The organism is Vibrio sp. 99-70-13A1, assembly GCF_013114625.1.
Classification (GTDB): domain Bacteria; phylum Pseudomonadota; class Gammaproteobacteria; order Enterobacterales; family Vibrionaceae; genus Vibrio.
The window spans coordinates 23,710-45,673 of sequence record NZ_VTXD01000031.1 but is presented as its reverse complement, the minus strand read 5'-3'; the positions used below and the strand labels follow the sequence as shown (position 1 = coordinate 45,673).

Genomic DNA, 21,964 nt, shown 5'->3' with positions numbered 1-21,964 from the left:
TGAATTCGACTTTAGCTAAATCATACAAGCTTCTTCAGGTTCAATTATGTAGTTTATCGGGGGCAAATTTACCAAGTGTCTATTCATACCGTTTACCCGTTCTACCTTCGCAGATTTCCCTACTCCATCTGAATAAATTGAAGCAATATATAACTCAGCAGCTTGGTGAAAGGCATCATGAAAGCTCACTTTGTTATTTAATAAACTTGCCAACAAAGGCTTAGTGACAGGTATGTAAGCCCATTTAATGCAAGTACCTTCATCATAATCCCCACTCCAATACACCAAATACCTTTGAGTGTGTTCATTTTTTACTGAAAAGCACTTAGGTCCTAAAAAATCTTCATATATTTCAAGTAGCTCTAACTTTCCTAGCTGTGTTCCTGTCGGGAGTAAGTTCATACTTGTTCCTCATGTTTATGACTTTGCCTATCAAACATTAGATTTAAGCTTACATTGAAATACTGTTTTTATATACAGTTATTTTAACGTCTATTAGAAACTTAAAAGACGCCAGAAAAAATCGTTGAACATGGAGCCTGCTTAATCAAGACTTTCAATAAATAGTGATGACAAAATGGTGGCAGAGATTAACGAAATGAACCTTTATATGTATATATACAGTGAGTACTATCAGCTAAACCATTGATAAAAAACAACTCCTCGATGTGTTTAGGCTCATAAAAATCACCTTACGTTCTAACCTATAACCATTAATTACAATCGAGGTCTTGTTTAAACTTTTATTGCCTCCATATTTTCCATACAATCCTAGGCTATAAAAAATAAAAACGTATTCAAGTTTGGAGTCCTCATGAGCGACGTAAAGCATTGTAATTTATTAATTCTTGGTTCTGGTCCTGCCGGCTATACTGCTGCTGTTTATGCAGCACGCGCTAATTTAAATCCAGTGCTTGTGACTGGTATGCAGCAAGGTGGTCAATTAACCACAACAACTGAAGTAGAAAACTGGCCAGGAGACGCAGAAGGCTTAACTGGTCCTGATTTAATGGAACGCATGAAAGAGCATGCCGAACGTTTTGAAACTGAAATTCTATTCGACCATATCAATGAAGTGGATTTGTCTCAGCGTCCATTTAGATTAAAAGGCGATGCTGGTGAGTTCACTTGTGATGCATTGATTATATCTACTGGTGCTTCTGCAAAGTATCTAGGTTTAGAGTCAGAAGAAGCATTTAAAGGACGTGGCGTTTCAGCATGTGCGACTTGCGATGGTTTCTTTTACCGCAATCAAAAAGTTGCAGTTGTAGGTGGTGGTAACACGGCTGTTGAAGAGGCACTTTATCTTTCTAATATCGCATCTGAAGTTCATTTAGTTCACCGCCGCGATACTTTCCGTGCTGAAAAGATCTTAATCAAGCGTCTCATGGATAAAGTAGATAATGGCAATATCATTCTTCATACAGATCGAACTTTAGATGAAGTGCTGGGTGACGACATGGGCGTTACAGCAGTACGCATTAAGGATACTCAGTCTGATAAAACTGAAGATATTGAAGTTATGGGCGCGTTTATTGCTATTGGTCACCAACCAAATACTGCTATCTTCAAAGGTCAGTTAGAAATGAAAGATGATTACATCATTGTTCAATCAGGCTTAGAAGGTAACGCAACACAGACTAGTGTTGAAGGTGTATTCGCTGCTGGTGATGTTATGGATCATAACTATCGCCAAGCCATTACTTCAGCTGGTACTGGCTGCATGGCTGCTCTTGATGCAGAACGATTTCTTGACGCACTGACGGATAAATAAAAAATCGAATTCATGTTTATGTAACAATTATCCAAAATTGTCATAAATCCATACAGCCCAGTGGTATATCCACTGGGCTTTCTTTTGTATACTACCCGACTTCAAACCTAAGAATAATTATCATTAAGCCTTCATAATGGATAAGACAAAACAACGCACCTTGAATAAGTGGCTTAAACAGCAAAGTAAGTTAGCTAAGCGCTGGCTTATGATTGCTATTGGCCTTGGCGTACTTTCAAGCATATTTTTGCTGGTACAAGCTGCCCTACTTGCCTCTATTCTTCATCAGCTCATTATTGAAAATGTCGATAAGTCCGAACTTGTCATGCATTTTATTGGTTTAGCACTTTCAGTTGTTGGACGAGCGGGCTGTACTTGGGGACGAGAAATTGCTGGTTACCGATGTGGTGAGCAAATACGAATCTATATAAGACAACTGATCTTAGACAAACTCAGAGAGTTGGGGCCTGCCTACATCAAAGGTAAACCCGCTGGTAGCTGGGCAACTTTGCTTTTAGAACAAGTTGAAGACATGCAAGATTTCTTCTCTCGTTATCTCCCTCAAATGTCCCTCTCGGTTTTTATCCCGTTCATCATTTTAGTGGTTGTTTTCCCAATTAACTGGGCTGCAGGTTTAATCTTCCTTCTCACCGCTCCTCTTGTTCCAATGTTTATGGCACTTGTGGGAATGAAGGCGGCCGATGCTAACCGTAAAAACTTCAAAGCATTGCAACGTTTATCTGGTCATTTTTACGATCGGTTGCAATCAATGACGACGATTCGCCTGTTCAACCGAGCAGATGCAGAAACCGAAGTCCTACGCGGTGCATCTGAAGTATTCAGAACCCGTACAATGGATGTTTTGAAAATTGCTTTCTTATCATCCGCTGTTCTTGAGTTCTTCACTTCGCTCTCAATAGCAATGACTGCTGTTTATTTCGGTTTTAGTTATATTGGTGAACTTAACTTTGGTCACTATGGTGTGGGTGTCACTCTATTCGCTGGCTTATTTATATTAATTTTGGCTCCTGAGTTTTATCAACCTCTAAGAGATTTGGGCACCTTCTATCATGCAAAACAGCAAGCCGTTGGTGCAGCTGAAAGCATTGTGGAATTTTTAGATACTGATATTACTAAAGTTAAGTCAGGCGATATTGATTTGGCATCTCCTAACAGTATCTCGGTTGAAGCTAGCGATCTGAAAGTAATCAGCCCGGAAGGTGTTGAGCTTGTCGGTCCAATTTCATTTACTTTAGACTCTACACAATCAACTGCATTGGTTGGTCCTAGTGGTGCAGGTAAAACCAGCTTGATCAATGCTATTTTAGGTTTTATGCCCTATGAAGGTAGTTTAAAGATCAATGGGATAGAGTTACGAGAGCTTGATTTGGCTTCATGGCGAAAACAAATCAGCTGGGTTGGTCAAAACCCATTACTTCTGCATGGAAGTATTAGAGACAATGTCACACTAGGTAAACCAGAAATTTCCGAATCTGATATCCAGCAAGCACTGTCGCAATCTCACGCTGATGAATTCGTCAACCAACACGGTCTTGAATACATGATTTCAGATCGTTCAGGTGGTTTATCCGTCGGTCAATCTCAACGTCTAGCACTCGCTCGTGCAATGATTCAAAACGGACAGTTTTGGCTATTGGATGAACCGACAGCAAGTTTAGACGCTCGCAGTGAGCAACTGGTTATGCAAGGCATCAATTCTAATATTGATGGAAAAACAGCATTACTGGTGACCCATCAACTCGAACCTCTTAAAGCCGTCGACAAAATCCTTGTCATGCAAAACGGAGAGTTGCTTGAAGAAGGCAATTATCAGCAACTGTCTCAAGCTGGTGGTTTATTTGAAGAAATGCTCAGCGCGAATTTAGCTCAACATAACCATGAGGGTAATTTAGATGCGTGATTTACTGCCTTACCTTAAACTCTACAAAAAACACTGGTTTGGCTTATCGCTAGGCATGCTACTGGCATTTGCTACGCTTTCTGCCTCAATCGGTTTGCTGACTTTATCTGGTTGGTTTATTTCCGCATCAGCAGTAGCTGGTCTCACCATCGCACGTGAAACATTCAACTACATGTTACCCGGAGGCGGTGTCCGTGGGCTTGCAATGAGCCGAACCGCCGGTCGCTGGGGTGAGCGTGTGGTTAGCCACAATGCTACATTCAAGCTACTAACCGATCTTAGAATTTTCTTCTTCCAGAAGCTGACTCCGTTAATCCCTGGACGCATATCCAATCTACGTGATGCCGATTTGTTAAATCGCTTAGTCGCCGATGTCGATGCAATGGATCATGTCTACCTAAGACTTGTTAGCCCTGTCACCGTTGGTGTCCTTGGAATTCTTTGCTTAACTTCATTTTTAATGTGGTTTGACAGCTCATTAGGTCTACTACTTGGGGGAATTTTAGTTGTTCTCCTTGCGGTTTGGCCGGTGCTTTTTTACAAGTTAGGACAACGTAACGGCGGGCAACTCACCCAAAACAAAGCGAACTTACGAATCACGACGCTAGATTGGATTGAAGGCTACAGTGAACTCACCCTGTTTGGTGCAGAAGAACGTTACCGTAATGCAATCTTAGTTTCTCAGCAAAAGTTGATGAGCAACCAATATGTTAACGCCAACTTAACTGGGCTCGCTTCTGCGCTATTAATGCTGCTTAACGGTTGGACACTGGTACTGATCCTTTGGTTATCCGCTGATGGTGTTGGTGGCAATGCGCCAGACCCATTTATCGCTTTAATGGCGTTCGCAACTATGGCAAGTTTCGAGTTATTAATGCCAATTGCAGGCGCTTTCCAATACCTAGGTCAAACACTGTCTTCAGCTAAGCGATTAAATGAAGTTATTTTGACAAAACCAGACGTTGAGTTTCCAGAACAAGCGGCTTCACTATCATCAGAATTAGATATCCGTTTTTCTGATGTGACGTTCAGCTATCCAGACTCTGAACATAATGTTCTTTCGAAAGTTGAACTGTCTATACCAGCAAAAAGTAAGATGGCGATTGTAGGACAAACAGGCTCAGGTAAATCAACATTAATCCAGTTACTGACTCGTTACTGGGACCCGAAAAACGGTGATATTTCTATTGCTGGCTCTTCGTTAAAACTGTGGAGTGAGAAGCAGTTAAGAGATTCAATCAGTGTTGTGAGTCAACGTGTCGATATTCTGAACGGTTCACTGCGTGATAATTTACTAATCGCGAAGCCTGATGCCTCAGATATAGAATTGAACGAGCTACTCACTAAGGTTGGGCTTGAGAAATTACTGGATGATACAGCATTAGATGCATGGTTAGGTGATGGCGGCAGACAACTTTCTGGTGGTGAAAAACGTCGAATTGGTATCGCCCGCGCAATTTTGCATAACGCACCAATTCTATTGTTAGATGAGCCGACTGAAGGATTAGATAAGCAGACTGAGAGCAGTATCATGTCACTCTTCGAAGAACACTTTGAAGGTAAAACGGTTATATTTATTACACACCGTTTAGTTGGACTCTCAAAAATGGATTCAATTGTTCTAATAGAGCAAGGCGCTATTATTGAGCAGGGTTCGCACACTCAGCTATTAGCTGAAAAAGGACGATACCACCAGCTGCACCAAGCTTTGTAGGCAATATAATTTTAAAATGATATTGCTTAGAAATTAATTTAGCTTGAAAATTCGCTAACAAAAAAGCTCCTAATTAGGAGCTTTTTTATTGTATGTCAAGTTCATAATGACATTAAACTAATGCAATTATGCGTTGTCTTTTTCAAATGCTTTCATGAAATCAACAAGGGCTTGAACACCTTCAAGTGACATCGCGTTATAAATAGACGCTCGCATTCCGCCAACAGCTCGATGCCCTTTCAAAGACTTCAAACCAGCTTTATCAGCTAACTCTAAAAATTGAGCATCAAGCTCAGGCTTAGCGAGTTGGAATGGCACATTCATACGAGAACGATTATTCGTATGAACATCATTTTTATAGAAGTCAGACTCATCAACATAGTTATAAAGTAATTCAGCCTTTTCACGATTAACATGTTCAATCGCTTCTACGCCACCTTGCTCTTTCAACCACTTAAACACTAAACCAGATAAGTACCATGCGTATGTTGGTGGTGTATTAAACATTGAATCTTTTTCAGCAAGCACTTTGTAGCTCAATACACTTGGTAATGCCTCGCTTGCTAGTTCCAATAAATCATCACGTACAATAACGATACAAATACCAGCAGGACCAATGTTCTTTTGAGCACCCGCGTAGATCACGCCATATTTAGACACGTCAATTTGGCGAGATAGAATCGTAGAAGATAAATCAGCGACAATTGGCTTATCAGTTTGAGGAAGTTCGTTAATCTCGATTCCATCGATGGTTTCGTTCGGACAGAAATGTACATAGGCAGAATCGGCTGCTATTTTCCACTCGCTTGCAGGAACAACTGCTACCTTGCCATCAATGGTTGTCTTGGCATCAAACGCATCAACTTCGCAGTATTTTTCTGCTTCATTTACTGCACTTTCAGCCCAGTAACCCGCATCGATATACGTTGCTTTTTTGGATTGACCAAGTAGGTTCATCGGAACTGCTGCAAATTGAGCACGTGCGCCACCATGACAGAAAAGCACTTTATAGTTATCAGGAATACTCAGAAGATCGCGTAAGTCTTGTTCCGCTTCATCAGCAACTTTAATAAATTCTTTACTGCGATGACTGATTTCCATCACTGAAGTACCAAGACCATTCCAATCAATAAAGTCAGCTTGGGCTTGCTTCATTACTGGCTTTGGTAATGCAGCGGGGCCAGCACTAAAGTTATATATATTCTCTACGTTCGGTTCCATTGGGGACATTGCTCCTGCTAAATAATAACTGTGCAAGTAATATCATGTTTTACGTCACATAAAAAGCAACAAAAGAGGTCTTAGGACCTCTTTTGTTGTGTATGGATAGAAATACTAAGCTTCGCTTCCGATACAGCAGAAGATCAGCTAAACATTTAATTTGATTATTGCAGTAAGACTGGCATAAGCAGTGTTATCAGCGGGATTTCTTGTCCATTTTCAAAGACTAGATTCCCTTTTGATAATTCAGCTTTAATTTCATAGCCACTTCCCGTTTCTTTAATCATTTCCATAACGATAAGTTCATCAATACCTTCGCGTATAAATGGGTACTCTTGTACCAATTCATTTGAAAAATAAGTACTTAAATTACCGGTTAATGCAGGAACGATTGTCGCAGGGTTACTACTAACATTTTCAGTACCCTCAGGAACACTCACTAACCATTTTGACTCAAATTCACCCTGTCCCAAGTTCAGTGACATCTTGTTCATCGATAAGTCAAAACCTTTTGCGAATAAGATATCAATGTAAGGCACAATACTCTCAATATCTTCTTGCGTCATAACTGGGTTGTTTTGATAAATCTCAAATACTTTTTCAAAAGACTCGCTGTCTAAATTTGACAGTTCAAAATCAACATCAAGGTTATTTACCTCGCCATCGCTGGTTTTGATTGCTTCAACGCCTAGTTTCACATTGCTCTGTAAACGCTTTGTCACTTCATCAAGGTGTGAACCAAACTTATAGGTAGAGCCATCAATAGCTAAGTAAGGTTGCATGCTCGCATCTGAAACTGAAAACGATTCAATCGAAAAATCTTGATTACCAAGCCAATAGCCTTTTGCCTGCTTCCCTTCACCTGTACCCGTTAAATTCGATAGAGTAATCTCTTCACCGGTAGGGAAATTAATCTGAACTGAAGGAATGGAAAGTTCGTAATTGATTTGTCCGAGTACCGTAGCATGTCCAGACAAAGTAGACTTAGTGATAGAAACTGACGTGCTGTTTTCACCAGAACTTTGGTGATTCAACTGGCTCAATACAAAATTAAAATCTGTATTTCCGTTAAGCTCTGTCTTCGTCGTAAGTGTCAGAGGTAGCTTTTCTGCATCTACAAGCGTCGAAACCGCGCTTAAACTCAGTAAGCCATGGCTAATATCACTATTAACGACAAATTCAGTCGGTAAATCATCAATTTCTAATTGTTCTTTTAGGCTTTCATCTACAACAGTAAATCGAGTCTGAACGGTTGATGATAAGTAACCGCGGTCATAATTTAATAACTCCGCTTCTACGCTCGCATTATTGAGACTAGCAACTCCGTCAGTCACAACATTTTGACCAATTTGCCCTACTGCGAGTGGCCAACACAGTGCCAATGCAACAGCACCACCTATTGCACCCATCTTTCTTAACTGTTCCATGAACTCTCTTTATACTTTGGCTAATATTGTGACAGTCTAGCCTATCAGCAAGAAACAAGAAACATTGAGTTAAATCAGCCTATTGGTTGATTTACATTTTTAGACAATAATTTAAAAGGTAGCTCTCATCACTCCTATCTTTAAGTTGGTAATCTGGAGGTAACATCACTCTGAGAGCCTTACCGTGAATCAATACGCTGTTATCTGCTTAGACAACAATCCAGTAAGCATTGAACAAATTAGACAAGAGCTAGCACCATTAGCTCCGATGTTTGATCTCTACACGGTTGATGATTTAGAAGATGCCCATCAAGCTTTAGAGTATGTACAAAGCCGCGATCAAACCGTGGCTTTGGTTGTCACTCATCATCACTCTGGTTTCAGTGGTGTACAATTTTTAGTCGAGCTAGAACAATTACCGCATACGAAAACTGCACATACAATTTTGGTCAGCAGCTCTACAGACATTCAAGCTATTCTTACCGCGGTTAATGAAGGTCGGTTGAATCACTGCCTAACGAAACCTTTGCAAGACAACTTGCTTTTTAAAACTGCCCAAAAAGAACTCACCTCTTTTATAATAAAGCATGCACAAGATGACCTGCTTTCTTATAGCCAAGTTCTCGATCACCAAAGGTTATTAAGATCGCATATTGAAAATAAAATACGGACATATCAATCTGGGTTTATACATGACTTTCATGATCTTACCGATTCTGAATTAGCTGAAAAAGTGGTCTCAGCATTGCACGAGTTTTTCTCAAAAACAGATGAAACCAAAGCGCTTCGCCACTATTCTTCAGATCACTTGTTAACCAAAGAAGGCGAAGACAACCGATTTTTATGGCTAATTACGCAAGGTGAAGTCGCCCTATACAAAAAAGATCAATTAGGTCAGCAAAGAGAAGTAGTGAGACACACCAAAGGAAACCTCGTTGGCGGAATGTCTTTTGTTACCGGAGAGCCTTCGTTTTCAACCGCAATAACGCTCACTCCAACCGATGTCATTAAACTTGATAAAGATGTGTTTAGCCAAGTTATGCATTCAAATAGCAGTTTATTGCCATTGTTCACTAATTTGCTTTTACGTCATTTTAACCGTCGGTTACAGCGTAGTATCAACACCAAGATAACGTTACAAGAAACGCTAGAATCACTAGAGTCTGCCCACGAGCAACTGCTTGATAAAGAAAAAATGGCGATGTTAGGTCAACTTATCGCGGGGGTGGCTCATGAGCTAAACAACCCTATTGCCGCAATATTACGCAGTATCGAAACTTTATCAGTCAACATTGAAAACATCTTAGAAAATGCAGGTCATGAAAACTATTCAAAACAGCTGAACACCTTCAACTCGGCAAAGAACATTCAACCTTTATCCACCAGCCAAGAACGTGAACAAGTGAATACCGTTATTAGCATGATCGGTAACCGAGCTTTAGCTAAAAAAGCAGTTAAGCTGCAATTGGCAAATGATAAAGCGACCCTTGATACTTTAAAGAACTCACCAAAAGCTGGCAAAGAGTTACTGAACGATTTAGAACGATATCATTTAGTTGGAAACTCGATACGCTCAATTCAAGTCTGCAGTGCCCGTATTGCAGATATGGTTAAAAGTTTAAAAAGTTATGCGCGGGAAGATGATGAAAAGCTCAACCTTGCGGATATACATGAAGGGATTGAAGACACTTTAGTCATTTTTGAAAACCGATTAAAACGGCATCGCATAGAGAAGTATTATGACTCTACTATCCCAGCAATATACTGTCAGTCATTAGCATTGCAGCAAGTCTGGACAAACCTGATTTCGAATACTCTAGATGCCTTGTCTGAAAATGGTCGAGTTATCATTTCAACCTTCCAAACTCAATTTGATGGTACACCGTTTGTGGTTATTGAAATTGAAGATAACGGGCATGGAATACAAGCCGAGAATTTAGCAATGATATTTGAACCCAATTTTACAACCAAAAAAGAAGGTAATTTCGGGCTTGGTATTGGGTTATCTATCTCTCAGCAAATCGTAGCGGCACATCAAGGGTTCATCAAAGCTGAATCCTCTCCTGCAACTCCAGATAACGAACAAAACAGCTATACAAAAATCCAAGTTTGGCTCCCTTTACATCCTCAAGGAACTTCTTATGAATAAGTATTTAATACTCTGTGTTGATGATGAACCCGAAGTGCTTAATAGCGTACTGCAAGATTTATCCCCATTTGAAGAGCATTTTATTGTTGAAGGGGCTGAATCGGTAGATGAAGCAATGGACGTCATTCAGGATATGGAAGACGAACACACACCTCTTGCATTAATTCTATGCGATCACATCATGCCAAGTAAGACAGGTATCGATTTCTTAATCGAACTCAATCAACGCCCCTCAACAGTGGCAACTCGAAAACTACTATTAACAGGTCAAGCTGGGCTCGAAGATACCGTTAACGCCATTAATCACGCAGCTTTGGATTTTTATATTTCTAAACCTTGGCGCGGTAACGAGCTTAGAGAAACTCTTACCCAGCAACTGACCGATTATGTCATCGAGAACGATAAACAATTACTCAATTGGACATCCATTCTAGATACAGAGCGTATTTTAAGCGCTATGTCTGATCGCAGAGGAAAGTTTGGAGAATAATCTCTAATTAGTATGTAAACCTTTATGAATATGGCATTCAATTTGCTTCTATTTTGACTAAGCGACAAAGTAATGACATTTTAATGGATTACTTTTTCTCTAGTTATATTAAACTGTCTAAAGTTTATGGTTTGCCATCATGTTCAAACCAAAGGAATTAACATCAATTAAGGTTTACTGTCATTATGCGTAAAATACTACTTACAACTGCTATTTTATTGGCATCTAGCCAAACTCTAGCGGCTACAGACCCGAATCAACCAGAAGTGATGAGCAACTTCAGCTATGACTATTTTGAAGCTCGTATTGGTGCAAGCCCAGTAACGTTCGGTGGCGCGATGAGTAAGTCTATTCACCCTAACGCACATGCAGTAGCTCGTATCGATTCTGAATTTGAAGGCGACTACGATTCAGCGGTTGGTCTTGGCTTCCACTCTCCAATCAATAACTGGGCAGACCTAACGGGTGAAATGCTAATGCGCATTGTTGATGGTCAAGGTTCAAGTACATCGACTGAGATTGGTATGGAGCTTAATGTAGGTGTTCGCCAATGGTTAGGTCCACAACTAGAAGTGGGCGGTAAAGGTGGATTCGTTTCAATTGATGATAATGAGGAATGGATCGGTTCGGTTTATGCTCGTTTCCATTCAACTGAGCTATTTTCTTTAGGTGCAGAAGCACGTATCAATGACTTCTACGGTGATCAGATTATGTTCACGACTCGCTTTAAGTTCTAGGTTAATAAAGACAATCTTTTAGAAGTATCAGATACAAAAAAACCGAGGATATCCTCGGTTTTTTTATGAATACTTTCAGCTTTTACTGACAATTTTCAAGTAGCTGTTGTTTACGTGGTTCTTGAAGAAGTTTCCAGTGAATCCCGTCAATTGCACCTGCAAATTTCCAAAGCAGTTTAACATCAACATCATTACCATACGCTTTGCGAACTTTTACAAAAACTTCTGAAGCACCTAACTGCATAAAAGTAGACACATCATCAACGCCTGCTTTTTTAACCATACGTTCCAGCGTCAATTGCATATTTGGTAAATCACGTAAGCGCCTGCTTGCGGTTGATTTTTGAAAGCTGCGTTGCTGAATTGAGTTATCAATAGACATTCTAATGATTTCATCTAAGCCAGGATGTTCATTAGAAAATAATTGAGTAATATCATAATAGTTAACAGTTGCTGTTGTTTGCTTTTTAACGTGTCGGTATTTTCCGCAATTTAAATCCGTCAATTTTTTATCTAGAGTATTACCACCTCGAATATATAAACAACCATCACTGACAAGTGCAAACATGGCTTCGTTTTGAAATAGACCTATACCGCCAAACATAGAACGATTTTGGTATTCACCGAATTTACCCATGTAGTTATAAAATGCTTGATCCGTCATATCCATTGATCCTTAATCTTATTACCCCGATTAGTATGATCACCAGATAAGCAGCTATATTTATGCGAAAAATGAAACTTTATTTTTTAAGTCGGTGAATATTATTTGTGTGTCTCACCGTTAAATAAATCATACTTTGAAAAGAAAAATAAGTCTGGATTTACTTCACATCAATTGATGAATTAATAAACATTTTAATGATGAGGTTCACATTATTTCTTAATTTCGATGTTTTTTTGACGTCAATAAGCTCGCATATGTATGCAACTAGTTACTATTTTTGTGAAGTATAAGGTTTTGCATAAAGTATATTGCCTCTCAATACCCCTACTAGTAAAATGACAGGACTTGCATACTCTCTAGTATTTATATGAATCATTTATCTTTTTTTTGGTTACCACAGAACAAAGCTCTCCTTCTTCAAGGTATCGAAACTGAATTCTCACAATTAGTCGGTAACTCGATTGCAACAGGAAAAATTAGCCTTCCTCCAATTCCTGATGTTGTTTTGAAAATTCAGCAACTCTGTACTCAAGAATCAACGGGCATTGCCGATGTCGCAGATTGTCTTTTAGAAGATCCTGGTTTGACTGCCATTGTCATAAGAGTCGCGAACTCTGTTGTCTTTAACCGTCGTAACATTACTTGTATGGACCTTGTTACTGCTGTATCTCGCCTTGGGATTTTACGAGTGAGAGATATTGTGACCGCACAAGCCATTGAGCAATTAAAGCACTCTGTTAATTTAAATAAGGTGTGTAATGATATTTTGGTTCAAAGTGCTGCAGTCTCTCGTGAACTAGGCGCAGCGATGGTACTCGTGACGAATGAGTTCAAGAGCTTGCGTCCTGATGAATATAAATACCTTGAGCATGAAAAGTCATTACTTGTTGGTTTATTAGCTGATATAGGGTTATTTTGCCTTGTGAGCGAATACCACCTTTATTTAGAAAAAGGTAACTACCTCGATCAAGAGATCGCCTTACAAATCTTCCAAGGTCAGTGCTCTGCAACCAGCAAGCTCGTTCTTGGACATTGGGGCTTTGATGACGACTTCCTTGAAGTATGTAGTAATGAAGCGAAACCCGCAGATGAAGACGTACTAAGTTATTTAGCCATTGCACGTATTGCTAACCATTTATTAATGTTCAGAAATCAGGATGAAAGAATTGATGAGCATGAGGTGGAATTTAATGCAACTGGTGCCGAAGTATTGTATAAACTCAGCAACTTAAGTGATGCGGAATTTCAGTCACAGATTAATGACGTAATCAATACCAGCGGTTTATAAAGGAATAATGAGGGATTCATGTTTACAGGGATGATTTTTATTTTTGCTCCACTAATTGTGGGGTATTTGTTTTCTATATCTAACGCTAAAGTGCTTGAGACGGTTAACCGTGCTACCTCTCAACTTATCTATGTGATCTTAGGTTTAATGGGGCTTAGCCTTGCAGCGTTAGATAATTTAGGAAGCAACCTTCAAACGATCCTTCTTTATACTTTTACGTTTTTTATTTGTCTGAGCACTTGCAACTTATTGGCTTTGCCTCTGATCGATAAAGCCATGCCTTTAAAAACCGATGGCAGCCAAAATAAGTTGCCTCTATCTTCCATGGCTTTAGAATCCGCAAAATTAATTCTAGTAGTTGGCTCAGGTCTTATCATCGGCTTATTGCTACCTTTCGAACTCCATTGGGTCGATTCTGCAAGTGAATGGATCCTGTTTATCCTCTTGTTTTTTATTGGTATCCAGTTAAGAAACAGTGGTTTAACACTTAAGCAAATCCTTCTGAATAAACACGGAATGGTTATCGCTGCAACGATTATTATTACCTCCCTGCTAGGAGGAGTAATTGCCTCATTCATTCTTGATATTCCTCTATTCAATGCTCTAGCAATGTCATCTGGGTTTGGCTGGTATTCATTGGCAGGAATATTGATGGGAGATGCTTTCGGTCCCGTTTATGGCGGCGCTTCTTTTATGTTGGAATTGCTACGAGAACTCGTCGCTCTTGTTGTCATCCCTCTATTAATCAGAACTCACCCTGCTACTTCTATTGGTTATGCAGGTGCAACTGCTATGGATTTCACTTTGCCCGTGATTCAGACTACTGGTGGAGTTCGTTGTGTACCTGTTGCGATCGTTAGTGGCTTTATTTTGAGTATCTTAGTTCCCGTGTTAATGCTTTTCTTTGTATCACTCACCAATTAACACTTTGGTATATTAGATTTCATTGAATTAGCTAGCTAGATCGCAGGATTAGTGAATCACATAGTCTAGAATGCATGCCCATACAATTACCGTATAAAAAATAGATTATCTGTTATTGCTCAATAAACAGAAACCACGGTAAGCTTCTAAAAGAGAAGTGCTCTAACAAGAATAATATCTAAAAGGAACCTTTATGAAACGCCTTTGTGTCGCTTTACTGCTAGCTTCTACGTCGACCGTGTCTCTAGCCGCTGACAACCAATGTTTATCTGGAAAATATGATGCGTATGTCGACGCTTCATTAACTTGGTATTCAGACTTAGCAGCCTTAACTTCTGAGCAATATCCAGATCTGACTGAAGTAAGTGCTTGGTTTCTTGAAGGTCGTAAGCATCACTTTGAACTAAACCGTGCTGCTGTTCATTACTATTTAGATAATGATTCAAGTAAAGTTGCAACATCACAGCCTGTAGAAGCTTGGCTACAGTTAGAGCAGCATGATGTTAAAGAACTATCAACTCGAGATGACGAACTAGGATTAGCTGCGAGAGCAACGTTTGAAGATCGCCAATCAACGCCTCATAAGCAGAACTATGAATTACGTTCAGCTTTAGCTGAACTTCTGAGTCACCCGAAAGAAATCGACACCGCACTTCAGCGTTATAACCAATCAATAGCCCAGCTTGAGACTATTAAATGCAAATAACCCTGTTATTTGTGCCCTTTTTGCAAAGTTGGATTTCATAATTAAGACGGGACTTTGTGCCCGTTTTCATTTAGATTATCCCGCTCGCGTTAATATTAGAAAAACAACTCGCTTGCTATGGTTACGGAACAAAAAACAGTAGATGTCAGCTTTGAAAGCCTACTACGTATCTTTACGGTACCTGAAGGTCCGGATTCAACCCTGACTCAAATCGAAGACAAACTCTCTCAGAACTTAAATCAATTCTTACGCGAACATATCGTGGCTGAAGAAAAGCCCCTTCGTGAAATTGAGAAAGACTTCTCTAATGCTCAAATTCCAGAGCAGCCAGAGTTTGTCTCTGAACACACCGAGCATCTACTTGATTCTCTGGTGTCACACTCTGTGCATACATCATCACCAAGCTTCATTGGTCATATGACGTCTGCCCTCCCTTACTTTTTAATGCCCCTTTCTAAGATCATGATTGCTCTTAATCAGAACTTAGTAAAAATTGAAACGTCGAAAGCTTTTACGCCTCTTGAACGCCAAGTGTTAGGTATGCTCCATCGCCTTATCTATCAAGATAATAGCCAGTTTTATTCTCGCTGGATGCACAGTGCTAACCACTCTTTAGGCGCTTTTTGCTCCGGCGGAACCATTGCTAATATTACAGCGCTTTGGGTTGCTAGGAATAACGCTCTTAAAGCGGAAGGTGCATTCGAAGGTGTTGAGAAGGAAGGATTGTTCAAAGCAATGAAACATTATGGCTATGAAGGTCTAGCGATTCTTGTTTCTGAACGTGGTCACTATTCTTTGAAAAAAGCGGCTGATGTACTCGGTATTGGCCAAGAAAGTCTTGTCGCGGTAAAAACTGACAACAATAACCGCATCTGTACAGACGACCTCAAACTAAAGATTGAGCAACTTAAGCAAGCGAACATAAAACCTTTCGCTGTGATAGGTGTGGCGGGTACCACTGAAACTGGCAATATTGACCCATTGAGAGCGATTGCAGAGGTGTGTCAACAAACGGATTGTCATTTCCATGTTGATGCAGCTTGGGGCGGCGCGACTTTAATGTCGAATAACCATCGTCACCTTCTGAATGGTATTGAGCTTGCTGACTCTGTCACGATTGATGCACATAAACAACTTTATGTGCCAATGGGTGCAGGTATGGTGCTTTTCAAAAATCCAGACGCCATGACTGCCATCGAACACCATGCTCAATATATATTGCGTAAAGGTTCTAAAGATTTAGGCAGCCGAACTTTAGAAGGCTCGCGTTCAGGTATGGCTATGCTCGTTTATGCAAGCATGCATATCATTAGCAGACCAGGCTATGAATTATTAATCGATGAGAGTCTTGATAAAGCACGTTATTTCGCTGACTTGATCACTGAGCAAAGTGATTTCGAATTGGTATCTGAGCCTGAGCTTTGTTTACTTACTTATCGCTATATACCGGAGCATGTTCAAAAAGCCCTTGAACAAGCTAACTCTAACGATAAAGTGAAATTAAACGAGTTACTCAACGAGCTCACTAAGTTCATTCAGAAAAAACAGCGTGAAACAGGTAAGTCGTTTGTGTCTAGAACTCAGCTCACACCTGAGAAATGGAACCACCAGCCAATTATCGTATTTAGAGTTGTATTAGCGAACCCTCTAACAGGGCATGATATACTCAACGCTATTATTGATGAGCAACGCGAAATTTCTAAACTCGCTCCAAACTTAATGCGAGCAATAAATACTTTAGCGGATTCAATCACCTCATAAATGAATAAAAATTGCACCAAAATGAAAATTAATTTCGTTTTGGTGTAATTCCCCTATCAATTTATCTTCAATATTGGCTATTTCCGCCTCAAAACACTTCCATTTTTGTAGTTTTCTAAAAATTTGTTGAGGCTTGTCAAATTCTTAAGCATTCATCCCTGCTTTTAGTGTTAGCAAAGCGCCTGATAGGTTTATACTAAGTACATGGTGCTAGTTAGCTTATATCTATTTAGAGCTGCAGTATTGATTTGAGTAACCTATTTAAATAGGAGCTTAAATTTAACTGTTTTTGTTCTTTCAGGCATTACCCCGAAGTCATTAGATATTGATTAGCAAGTTGTTCTCTATACCCTTGTGAACACTATGAATACATTAGAAAAAATACAAAAAAATCTAGAAAATTTCAGTAAGTCTGAGCGCAAAGTTGCCGAAGTAATTATGGCATCCCCTCAAACTGCTATTCACTCTAGCATTGCTACATTAGCTAAAATGGCTGATGTAAGTGAGCCCACTGTTAACCGCTTCTGCCGCCGTTTAGATACTAAAGGCTTTCCGGATTTTAAACTTCATCTTGCTCAAAGCTTGGCAAACGGCACACCTTATGTGAACCGTAATGTTGAAGAGGATGATGGACCGGACGCTTACACACATAAGATTTTCGAATCTACTATGGCGTGTTTAGATGTAGCCAAGAACAGCTTAGATGCTATGCAAGTTAATCGAGCTGTCGATCTACTTACCCAAGCTAAACGAATTTCATTCTTTGGTTTAGGCGCATCCTCTGCTGTTGCAAAAGATGCACAAAACAAGTTCATTCGTTTTAATATACCAATTACTTGCTTTGAAGATATTGTGATGCAACGAATGAGCTGCATTAACTGTAGTGATAACGACGTAATTGTTTTGATTTCTCATACTGGTAGGACGAAAAGCCAAGTTGAGATTGCTAATTTAGCCCGTGAAAATGGCGCGACAGTTATTGCGATTACAGCGAAAGATTCACCACTGGATAAAGCAAGTTCTCTGTCTATTTCTTTGGATGTGCCAGAAGATACTGACGTTTATATGCCAATGGCGAGTCGTGTTGTTCAAATGACAGTGATTGACGTCTTAGCAACGGGCTTTACCCTACGCCGTGGGACTGGTTTCAGAGAGAATTTGAAACGAGTGAAAGAATCAATTAAAGATTCGCGATATGAAAAGTATTCTCAGTTTTAGTTATGCCTAACAGTTAACTATGAGTGTGTATACTCACTAGAAACGGAGCCTAAGCGCTCCGTTTTTTCATATGAAATTTAAAAATCCAGATCTGAACATGCAAAACTAGATTGTCCAACTGTTACCTTTTTCAGCCACACTATTCTCCGATGCATAAGAATTAATAATAGATAAGTGAGGTTCTATTGCTTCATCTTGGGCGTGTAATCCAGGTAAATCGGCACCAACTTGAGAAAGAATATGGAAGAGCCTTTCTTCGTTTAATGGCAGTGGGTTACCTTTTATTGCCACTGATTTAAGAGCATCATTCACAACTTCCTGTTGATTCACTTCATTGAATTTAAACGCGCACAACGAAGGTATTGATAATTTATTCAGGATCTGGAGTATCCACACGACTCCATCGTCAGGCTTCGCATCCATATCACCAGTGACAATTTGTGCAATTCTTTCGTATCGAGCTAGTATATCCACTCTCTTGGACTCCATTGCAACATCCATGTTCTCCTGCATGACAAGTGGTGCCAATCTTGCGGTAATTACGCTATGGGGCGCATTGAGTTTTCCTCCCAATGCAGAAGCCAATCCATGCGCGGCTCCTAATTTTGCATTAGTAATCGCCATCCCACCAAGCATTGCAGCAAAGGATATATCTGATCGAGCCTTTTTATCGTCATCTATACAAGCCGCTAATACCGAGTTGCTTAAGCGTCTTAGTCCTTCTTCACAAATCATGTCAGTTAACGAGTTAGGCTCACCACAAACATACGCTTCCATCAAATGCGTAAAAGCGTCCATTGCTCCTCTACCTGATGTATACAGATCGGTCTTATACGTTAACGTTGGATCAACGATCGCAACGTCGGCTAGCATATCAGGGCTGCGTAAACTGATTTTCACCTGATCTTGACCAGATTTAAGGACTGCATTTTTAGTCACTTCAGCGCCAGTACTTGCCGTTGTAGGGATTGCAATGAAAGGCAGTGGTTTTGTTTTTAAAGGTACATTACGCCCCACTACTTCAACATAATCATAGAGATCACCTTGATTGGGAATAACCGCAGCTAGTGCCTTACCTAAATCAATAGCACTCCCTCCTCCAATGGCTATCACCATATCGGGTTTAAAACGCCTAGCAGATAATGCGGCCTCTTCGACCATTTTTATATTGGGCTCACCTGTGACTGCCATATGCTGATAACGCATGCTCTGGGATTCAAGGTGATTAATAATGGGTAAAGCTCTTGTATATGTATTGCCTGTTACAAGCAAAACACTATAACCATATTGATTGATTACAGAGAGCGATGAAGCAAGTGCACCCTCACCAAATATAATCCTTGTCGATGTCATGAATTGAAACATTGGAGCCTCTCCCTTTACTCTACAGAACAAACGATACCACTGACTCTGCTGATACAACTGAAAATCGAGGCTACTCACCTCAAACTTAATACTACATTCAAACATGGCATCAACTTCCATTTGATGTTTTGACTCGGTGCAACTTGTGACATAAAAGTGCCTACTTATTACTGAATCTTAGTGTTACCTCACAATGCTCTGTTAAGTCGTCCTAATAACATTATCGTTGTCTTCTTTAGCTTCTCAAATAATTCGAAACGATTAATCCACGCTATGGTTACAATTTAATCTGATAGGTTTTACCTATTACATTAAGAGGCAATTCCGCCTTTATTTCCCGAATGCATTAAGGCATAGTTAGTTTCAAGAATTATTAGGCCATATTCATGAAGAATATTTGTTGGCGCCTCATCCCGTATTTAGGAGAAATGAAATGTTTGTAGTTATCTTTGGTCGTCCTGCTTGCCCATTCTGTGTTCGTGCGAAAGAGCATGCTGAAACTCTTAAAGCAAAACGTGATGATTTCAACTACCGCTATGTAGATATCCACGCAGAAGGCATCAGCAAAGCTGACCTAGAAAAAACAGTTGGTAAGCCAGTTGAAACAGTGCCACAAATCTTCATCGACCAAGACCACATTGGTGGCTGTGATGAATTTGAAGCTTACGCAAAAGAAAACCTAGGTCTTTTTGATTAAGCCCAATTTGGCTCATTTGATTGAGCTAGATTTAAATGTATTTCTTACAGCCTGCATTAGTAAATGCGGGCTGTTTTTTTAAGTACAAATGATAAAAGTTAATTCAAAGTAAAATATCGAAATAACACTTATCTTTTCGAAATATTCCGATACAATTCACCACTCATCCTTTCTACTTTCTCAGATTAAATTGAGCCGCTGTTGTGAATATCGACGTCGTTTATTTGCTTGAACAAAACCCCATCCTTCTCATTTTTGTTGTCTTAGCGATAGGGCTTGCCATTGGTAAAATTCGCTTTGGCAGTTTACAGCTTGGTAACTCAATTGGTGTTCTTATTACATCACTCGTTATGGGGCACTTAGGCTTTTCTTTTAATGCCGATGCTTTAACCATTGGCTTTATGCTCTTTATCTATTGTGTAGGGATAGAAGCTGGTCCTAACTTCTTTGGTATCTTTTTTAGAGATGGTAAGCACTATCTCATATTGAGTTTAGTGGTTCTTTCTACGGCGTTGGCTCTCACCTATTTCAGTAGCCACTACCTTGGTTTAGATTATGGTCTCTCCGCAGGCATGATGGCAGGAGCTTTAACCGCGACACCTATTCTGGTGGGTGCTCAAGACGCCTTAAACTCTGGTTTAGCCGAAGTCCCTAGAAATATGGATTTAGGACTAGTGATTGAGAACCTTTCGGTTGGTTACGCCATGGCTTACCTAGTCGGCTTAATTAGCATGATTATGTTTGCTCGTCTTATCCCAAAACTACAGAAAGTAAACCTTCACGATTCTGCAGAACAAATTGCACAAGAACGTGGGCTTGGTACTTCAGGGCAGCGTAAAGTTTATCTTCCTATCATTAGAGCCTATCGAGTCGGACAAGAACTGATTTCATGGACTGATGGTAAGAACCTGCGTGAACTAGGTATTTATCGTCAAACAGGTTGCTACATTGAGCGAATTCGTAGAAACGGTATTCTAGCCCACCCTGATGGTGACGCTATTTTGCAAGAAGGTGATGAAATTGCGTTGGTTGGTTTCCCTGATAGCCACGCTCGACTTGATCCTAGCTTTAGAAACGGAAAAGAAGTCTTCGACCGTAACCTACTTGATTTACGCATTGTCGAAGAAGAAATTGTCGTTAAAAGTGACAACATTGCAGGCAAGCGTTTATCAGACCTAAACATGTCGGAATATGGCTGTTTCTTAAACCGAGTAGTACGCGCTCAAATTGAAATGCCGATGGACCTGAATATCGTTCTAGCTAAAGGTGACGTTCTACAAGTTAGTGGTGAAAAAAGCCGAGTTCATGGCTTAGCTGAAAAAATTGGTTTCATTTCGATTCATAGCCAAATGGCTGACCTTATGGCGTTTTGTAGCTTTTTCATTCTAGGTATTTTATTTGGTCTGATCACTATGACATTTGGTCAAGTTTCTTTTGGGCTAGGCAACGCTGTCGGGCTACTACTTTCAGGGATCACTTTAGGCTTCCTCAGAGCGAACCACCCTACTTTCGGTTATGTACCTCAGGGTGCATTGAATATGGTGAAAGACCTTGGCTTGATGTTCTTCATGGTCGGAATTGGACTAAGCGCCGGTGGGAAAATTTTTGAGCACCTGACTCAAGTAGGTCCTCAGGTACTAGGCATTGCTCTAGTGGTCAGTGTGGTACCTGTAATCTTCGCTTATTTAGTTGGTGCCTATATTCTAAAAATGAACCGTGCACTCTTATTTGGTGCGATTATCGGAGCAAGAACCTGCGCCCCTGCAATGGACATTGTAAACGACTACGCTAAGTCAACGATTCCAGCACTAGGTTATGCCGGTACTTATGCTATAGCCAATATATTAATGACCCTTGCGGGTACGTTTATCATAATCATTAACTGATTAACTGATTAACTGATTA

At 40.0% G+C, this 21,964-nt stretch carries 17 protein-coding genes and 1 pseudogene; 13 read left to right on the top strand and 5 right to left on the bottom strand.

From position 1 onward, the window contains the following. Nucleotides 1-15: 15 nt before the first annotated feature. The gene (locus F0226_RS17340) at nucleotides 16-402 is read right to left on the bottom strand and encodes a DUF6575 domain-containing protein (RefSeq protein ID WP_171736822.1); all 387 of its coding nucleotides are present in this window, start codon (nucleotides 400-402) and stop codon (nucleotides 16-18) included. A gap of 412 nt (nucleotides 403-814) precedes the next feature. On the opposite strand from F0226_RS17340, the gene trxB reads away from it, so the two are divergent. The 3 genes from trxB to cydC all read left to right on the top strand — a co-directional run bounded on the left by trxB (nucleotide 815) and on the right by cydC (nucleotide 5,409). Next, nucleotides 815-1,774 (top strand): thioredoxin-disulfide reductase, encoded by a 960-nt coding sequence (gene trxB, locus F0226_RS17335; RefSeq protein WP_171736821.1) that lies wholly within the window; start codon nucleotides 815-817, stop codon nucleotides 1,772-1,774. 136 nt (nucleotides 1,775-1,910) lie between these two features. Further along, a complete protein-coding gene (cydD, locus tag F0226_RS17330) occupies nucleotides 1,911-3,695 on the top strand; it encodes a cysteine/glutathione ABC transporter permease/ATP-binding protein CydD (RefSeq protein WP_171736820.1) in 1,785 nt (594 codons plus the stop codon). Continuing rightward, nucleotides 3,688-5,409, top strand: a complete 1,722-nt coding sequence (gene cydC / locus F0226_RS17325; RefSeq protein WP_171736819.1) for a cysteine/glutathione ABC transporter ATP-binding protein/permease CydC — start codon at nucleotides 3,688-3,690, stop codon at nucleotides 5,407-5,409. The genes cydD and cydC overlap by 8 nt, the downstream gene beginning before the upstream one ends. Before the next feature lie 126 nt (nucleotides 5,410-5,535). On the opposite strand, the gene serC is transcribed toward cydC, so the two are convergent. Together serC and F0226_RS17315 are read right to left on the bottom strand one after the other, a co-directional pair. After that, nucleotides 5,536-6,630, bottom strand: a complete 1,095-nt coding sequence (gene serC, locus F0226_RS17320) for a 3-phosphoserine/phosphohydroxythreonine transaminase (RefSeq protein WP_171736818.1) — start codon at nucleotides 6,628-6,630, stop codon at nucleotides 5,536-5,538. Nucleotides 6,631-6,794: 164 nt separating this feature from the next. Beyond that, a complete protein-coding gene (locus tag F0226_RS17315) occupies nucleotides 6,795-8,057 on the bottom strand; it encodes a DUF945 family protein (RefSeq protein ID WP_171736817.1) in 1,263 nt (420 codons plus the stop codon). 184 nt (nucleotides 8,058-8,241) lie between these two features. On the opposite strand from F0226_RS17315, the gene F0226_RS17310 reads away from it, so the two are divergent. The 3 genes from F0226_RS17310 (at nucleotide 8,242) to F0226_RS17300 (ending at nucleotide 11,433) form a co-directional block, all read left to right on the top strand. Further along, complete coding sequence (locus F0226_RS17310; protein ID WP_171736816.1) at nucleotides 8,242-10,206, top strand: ATP-binding protein; 1,965 nt, start codon at nucleotides 8,242-8,244, stop codon at nucleotides 10,204-10,206. Continuing rightward, entirely contained in the window at nucleotides 10,199-10,696 is a 498-nt protein-coding gene (locus F0226_RS17305) for a response regulator (RefSeq protein WP_171736815.1), read from the top strand. The genes F0226_RS17310 and F0226_RS17305 overlap by 8 nt, the downstream gene beginning before the upstream one ends. A 185-nt stretch (nucleotides 10,697-10,881) precedes the next feature. Next, nucleotides 10,882-11,433 (top strand): hypothetical protein, encoded by a 552-nt coding sequence (locus F0226_RS17300; RefSeq protein ID WP_171736814.1) that lies wholly within the window; start codon nucleotides 10,882-10,884, stop codon nucleotides 11,431-11,433. Nucleotides 11,434-11,515: 82 nt separating this feature from the next. Here the strand turns inward: F0226_RS17300 and F0226_RS17295 are convergent, their stop codons facing one another. Then, the gene (locus tag F0226_RS17295) at nucleotides 11,516-12,097 is read right to left on the bottom strand and encodes a TfoX/Sxy family DNA transformation protein (RefSeq protein WP_171736812.1); all 582 of its coding nucleotides are present in this window, start codon (nucleotides 12,095-12,097) and stop codon (nucleotides 11,516-11,518) included. A gap of 370 nt (nucleotides 12,098-12,467) precedes the next feature. Here F0226_RS17295 and F0226_RS17290 point away from each other — a divergent pair, with 370 nt between their 5' ends. The 5 genes from F0226_RS17290 (at nucleotide 12,468) to F0226_RS17270 (ending at nucleotide 17,997) form a co-directional block, all read left to right on the top strand. After that, entirely contained in the window at nucleotides 12,468-13,388 is a 921-nt protein-coding gene (locus F0226_RS17290) for an HDOD domain-containing protein (protein WP_171736810.1), read from the top strand. Nucleotides 13,389-13,406: 18 nt separating this feature from the next. Beyond that, a complete protein-coding gene (locus tag F0226_RS17285) occupies nucleotides 13,407-14,312 on the top strand; it encodes a lysine exporter LysO family protein (RefSeq protein WP_171736808.1) in 906 nt (301 codons plus the stop codon). A gap of 193 nt (nucleotides 14,313-14,505) precedes the next feature. Continuing rightward, a complete protein-coding gene (locus F0226_RS17280; RefSeq protein ID WP_171736807.1) occupies nucleotides 14,506-15,018 on the top strand; it encodes a hypothetical protein in 513 nt (170 codons plus the stop codon). A gap of 117 nt (nucleotides 15,019-15,135) precedes the next feature. Further along, on the top strand, nucleotides 15,136-16,779 hold the full coding sequence (gene panP / locus F0226_RS17275) for a pyridoxal-dependent aspartate 1-decarboxylase PanP (protein ID WP_171736806.1): 1,644 nt from the start codon (nucleotides 15,136-15,138) through the stop codon (nucleotides 16,777-16,779). Between the two features lie 363 nt (nucleotides 16,780-17,142). Beyond that, nucleotides 17,143-17,997 (top strand): MurR/RpiR family transcriptional regulator, encoded by an 855-nt coding sequence (locus F0226_RS17270; RefSeq protein ID WP_137373094.1) that lies wholly within the window; start codon nucleotides 17,143-17,145, stop codon nucleotides 17,995-17,997. A 225-nt stretch (nucleotides 17,998-18,222) separates the two neighbouring features. Here the strand turns inward: F0226_RS17270 and F0226_RS17265 are convergent. Then, nucleotides 18,223-19,362, bottom strand: a pseudogene (locus F0226_RS17265) (iron-containing alcohol dehydrogenase); the annotation flags it as partial. 433 nt (nucleotides 19,363-19,795) lie between these two features. Between F0226_RS17265 and F0226_RS17260 the strand changes: the two are divergent. Together F0226_RS17260 and F0226_RS17255 are read left to right on the top strand one after the other, a co-directional pair. Next, nucleotides 19,796-20,059, top strand: a complete 264-nt coding sequence (locus tag F0226_RS17260; protein WP_137373092.1) for a GrxA family glutaredoxin — start codon at nucleotides 19,796-19,798, stop codon at nucleotides 20,057-20,059. A gap of 203 nt (nucleotides 20,060-20,262) precedes the next feature. Continuing rightward, nucleotides 20,263-21,945 carry an aspartate:alanine antiporter gene (locus F0226_RS17255; RefSeq protein ID WP_171736804.1) on the top strand — a complete coding sequence of 561 codons (1,683 nt, stop codon included), beginning with the start codon at nucleotides 20,263-20,265 and terminating at the stop codon, nucleotides 21,943-21,945. The last annotated feature ends 19 nt before the right edge of the window (nucleotides 21,946-21,964 follow it).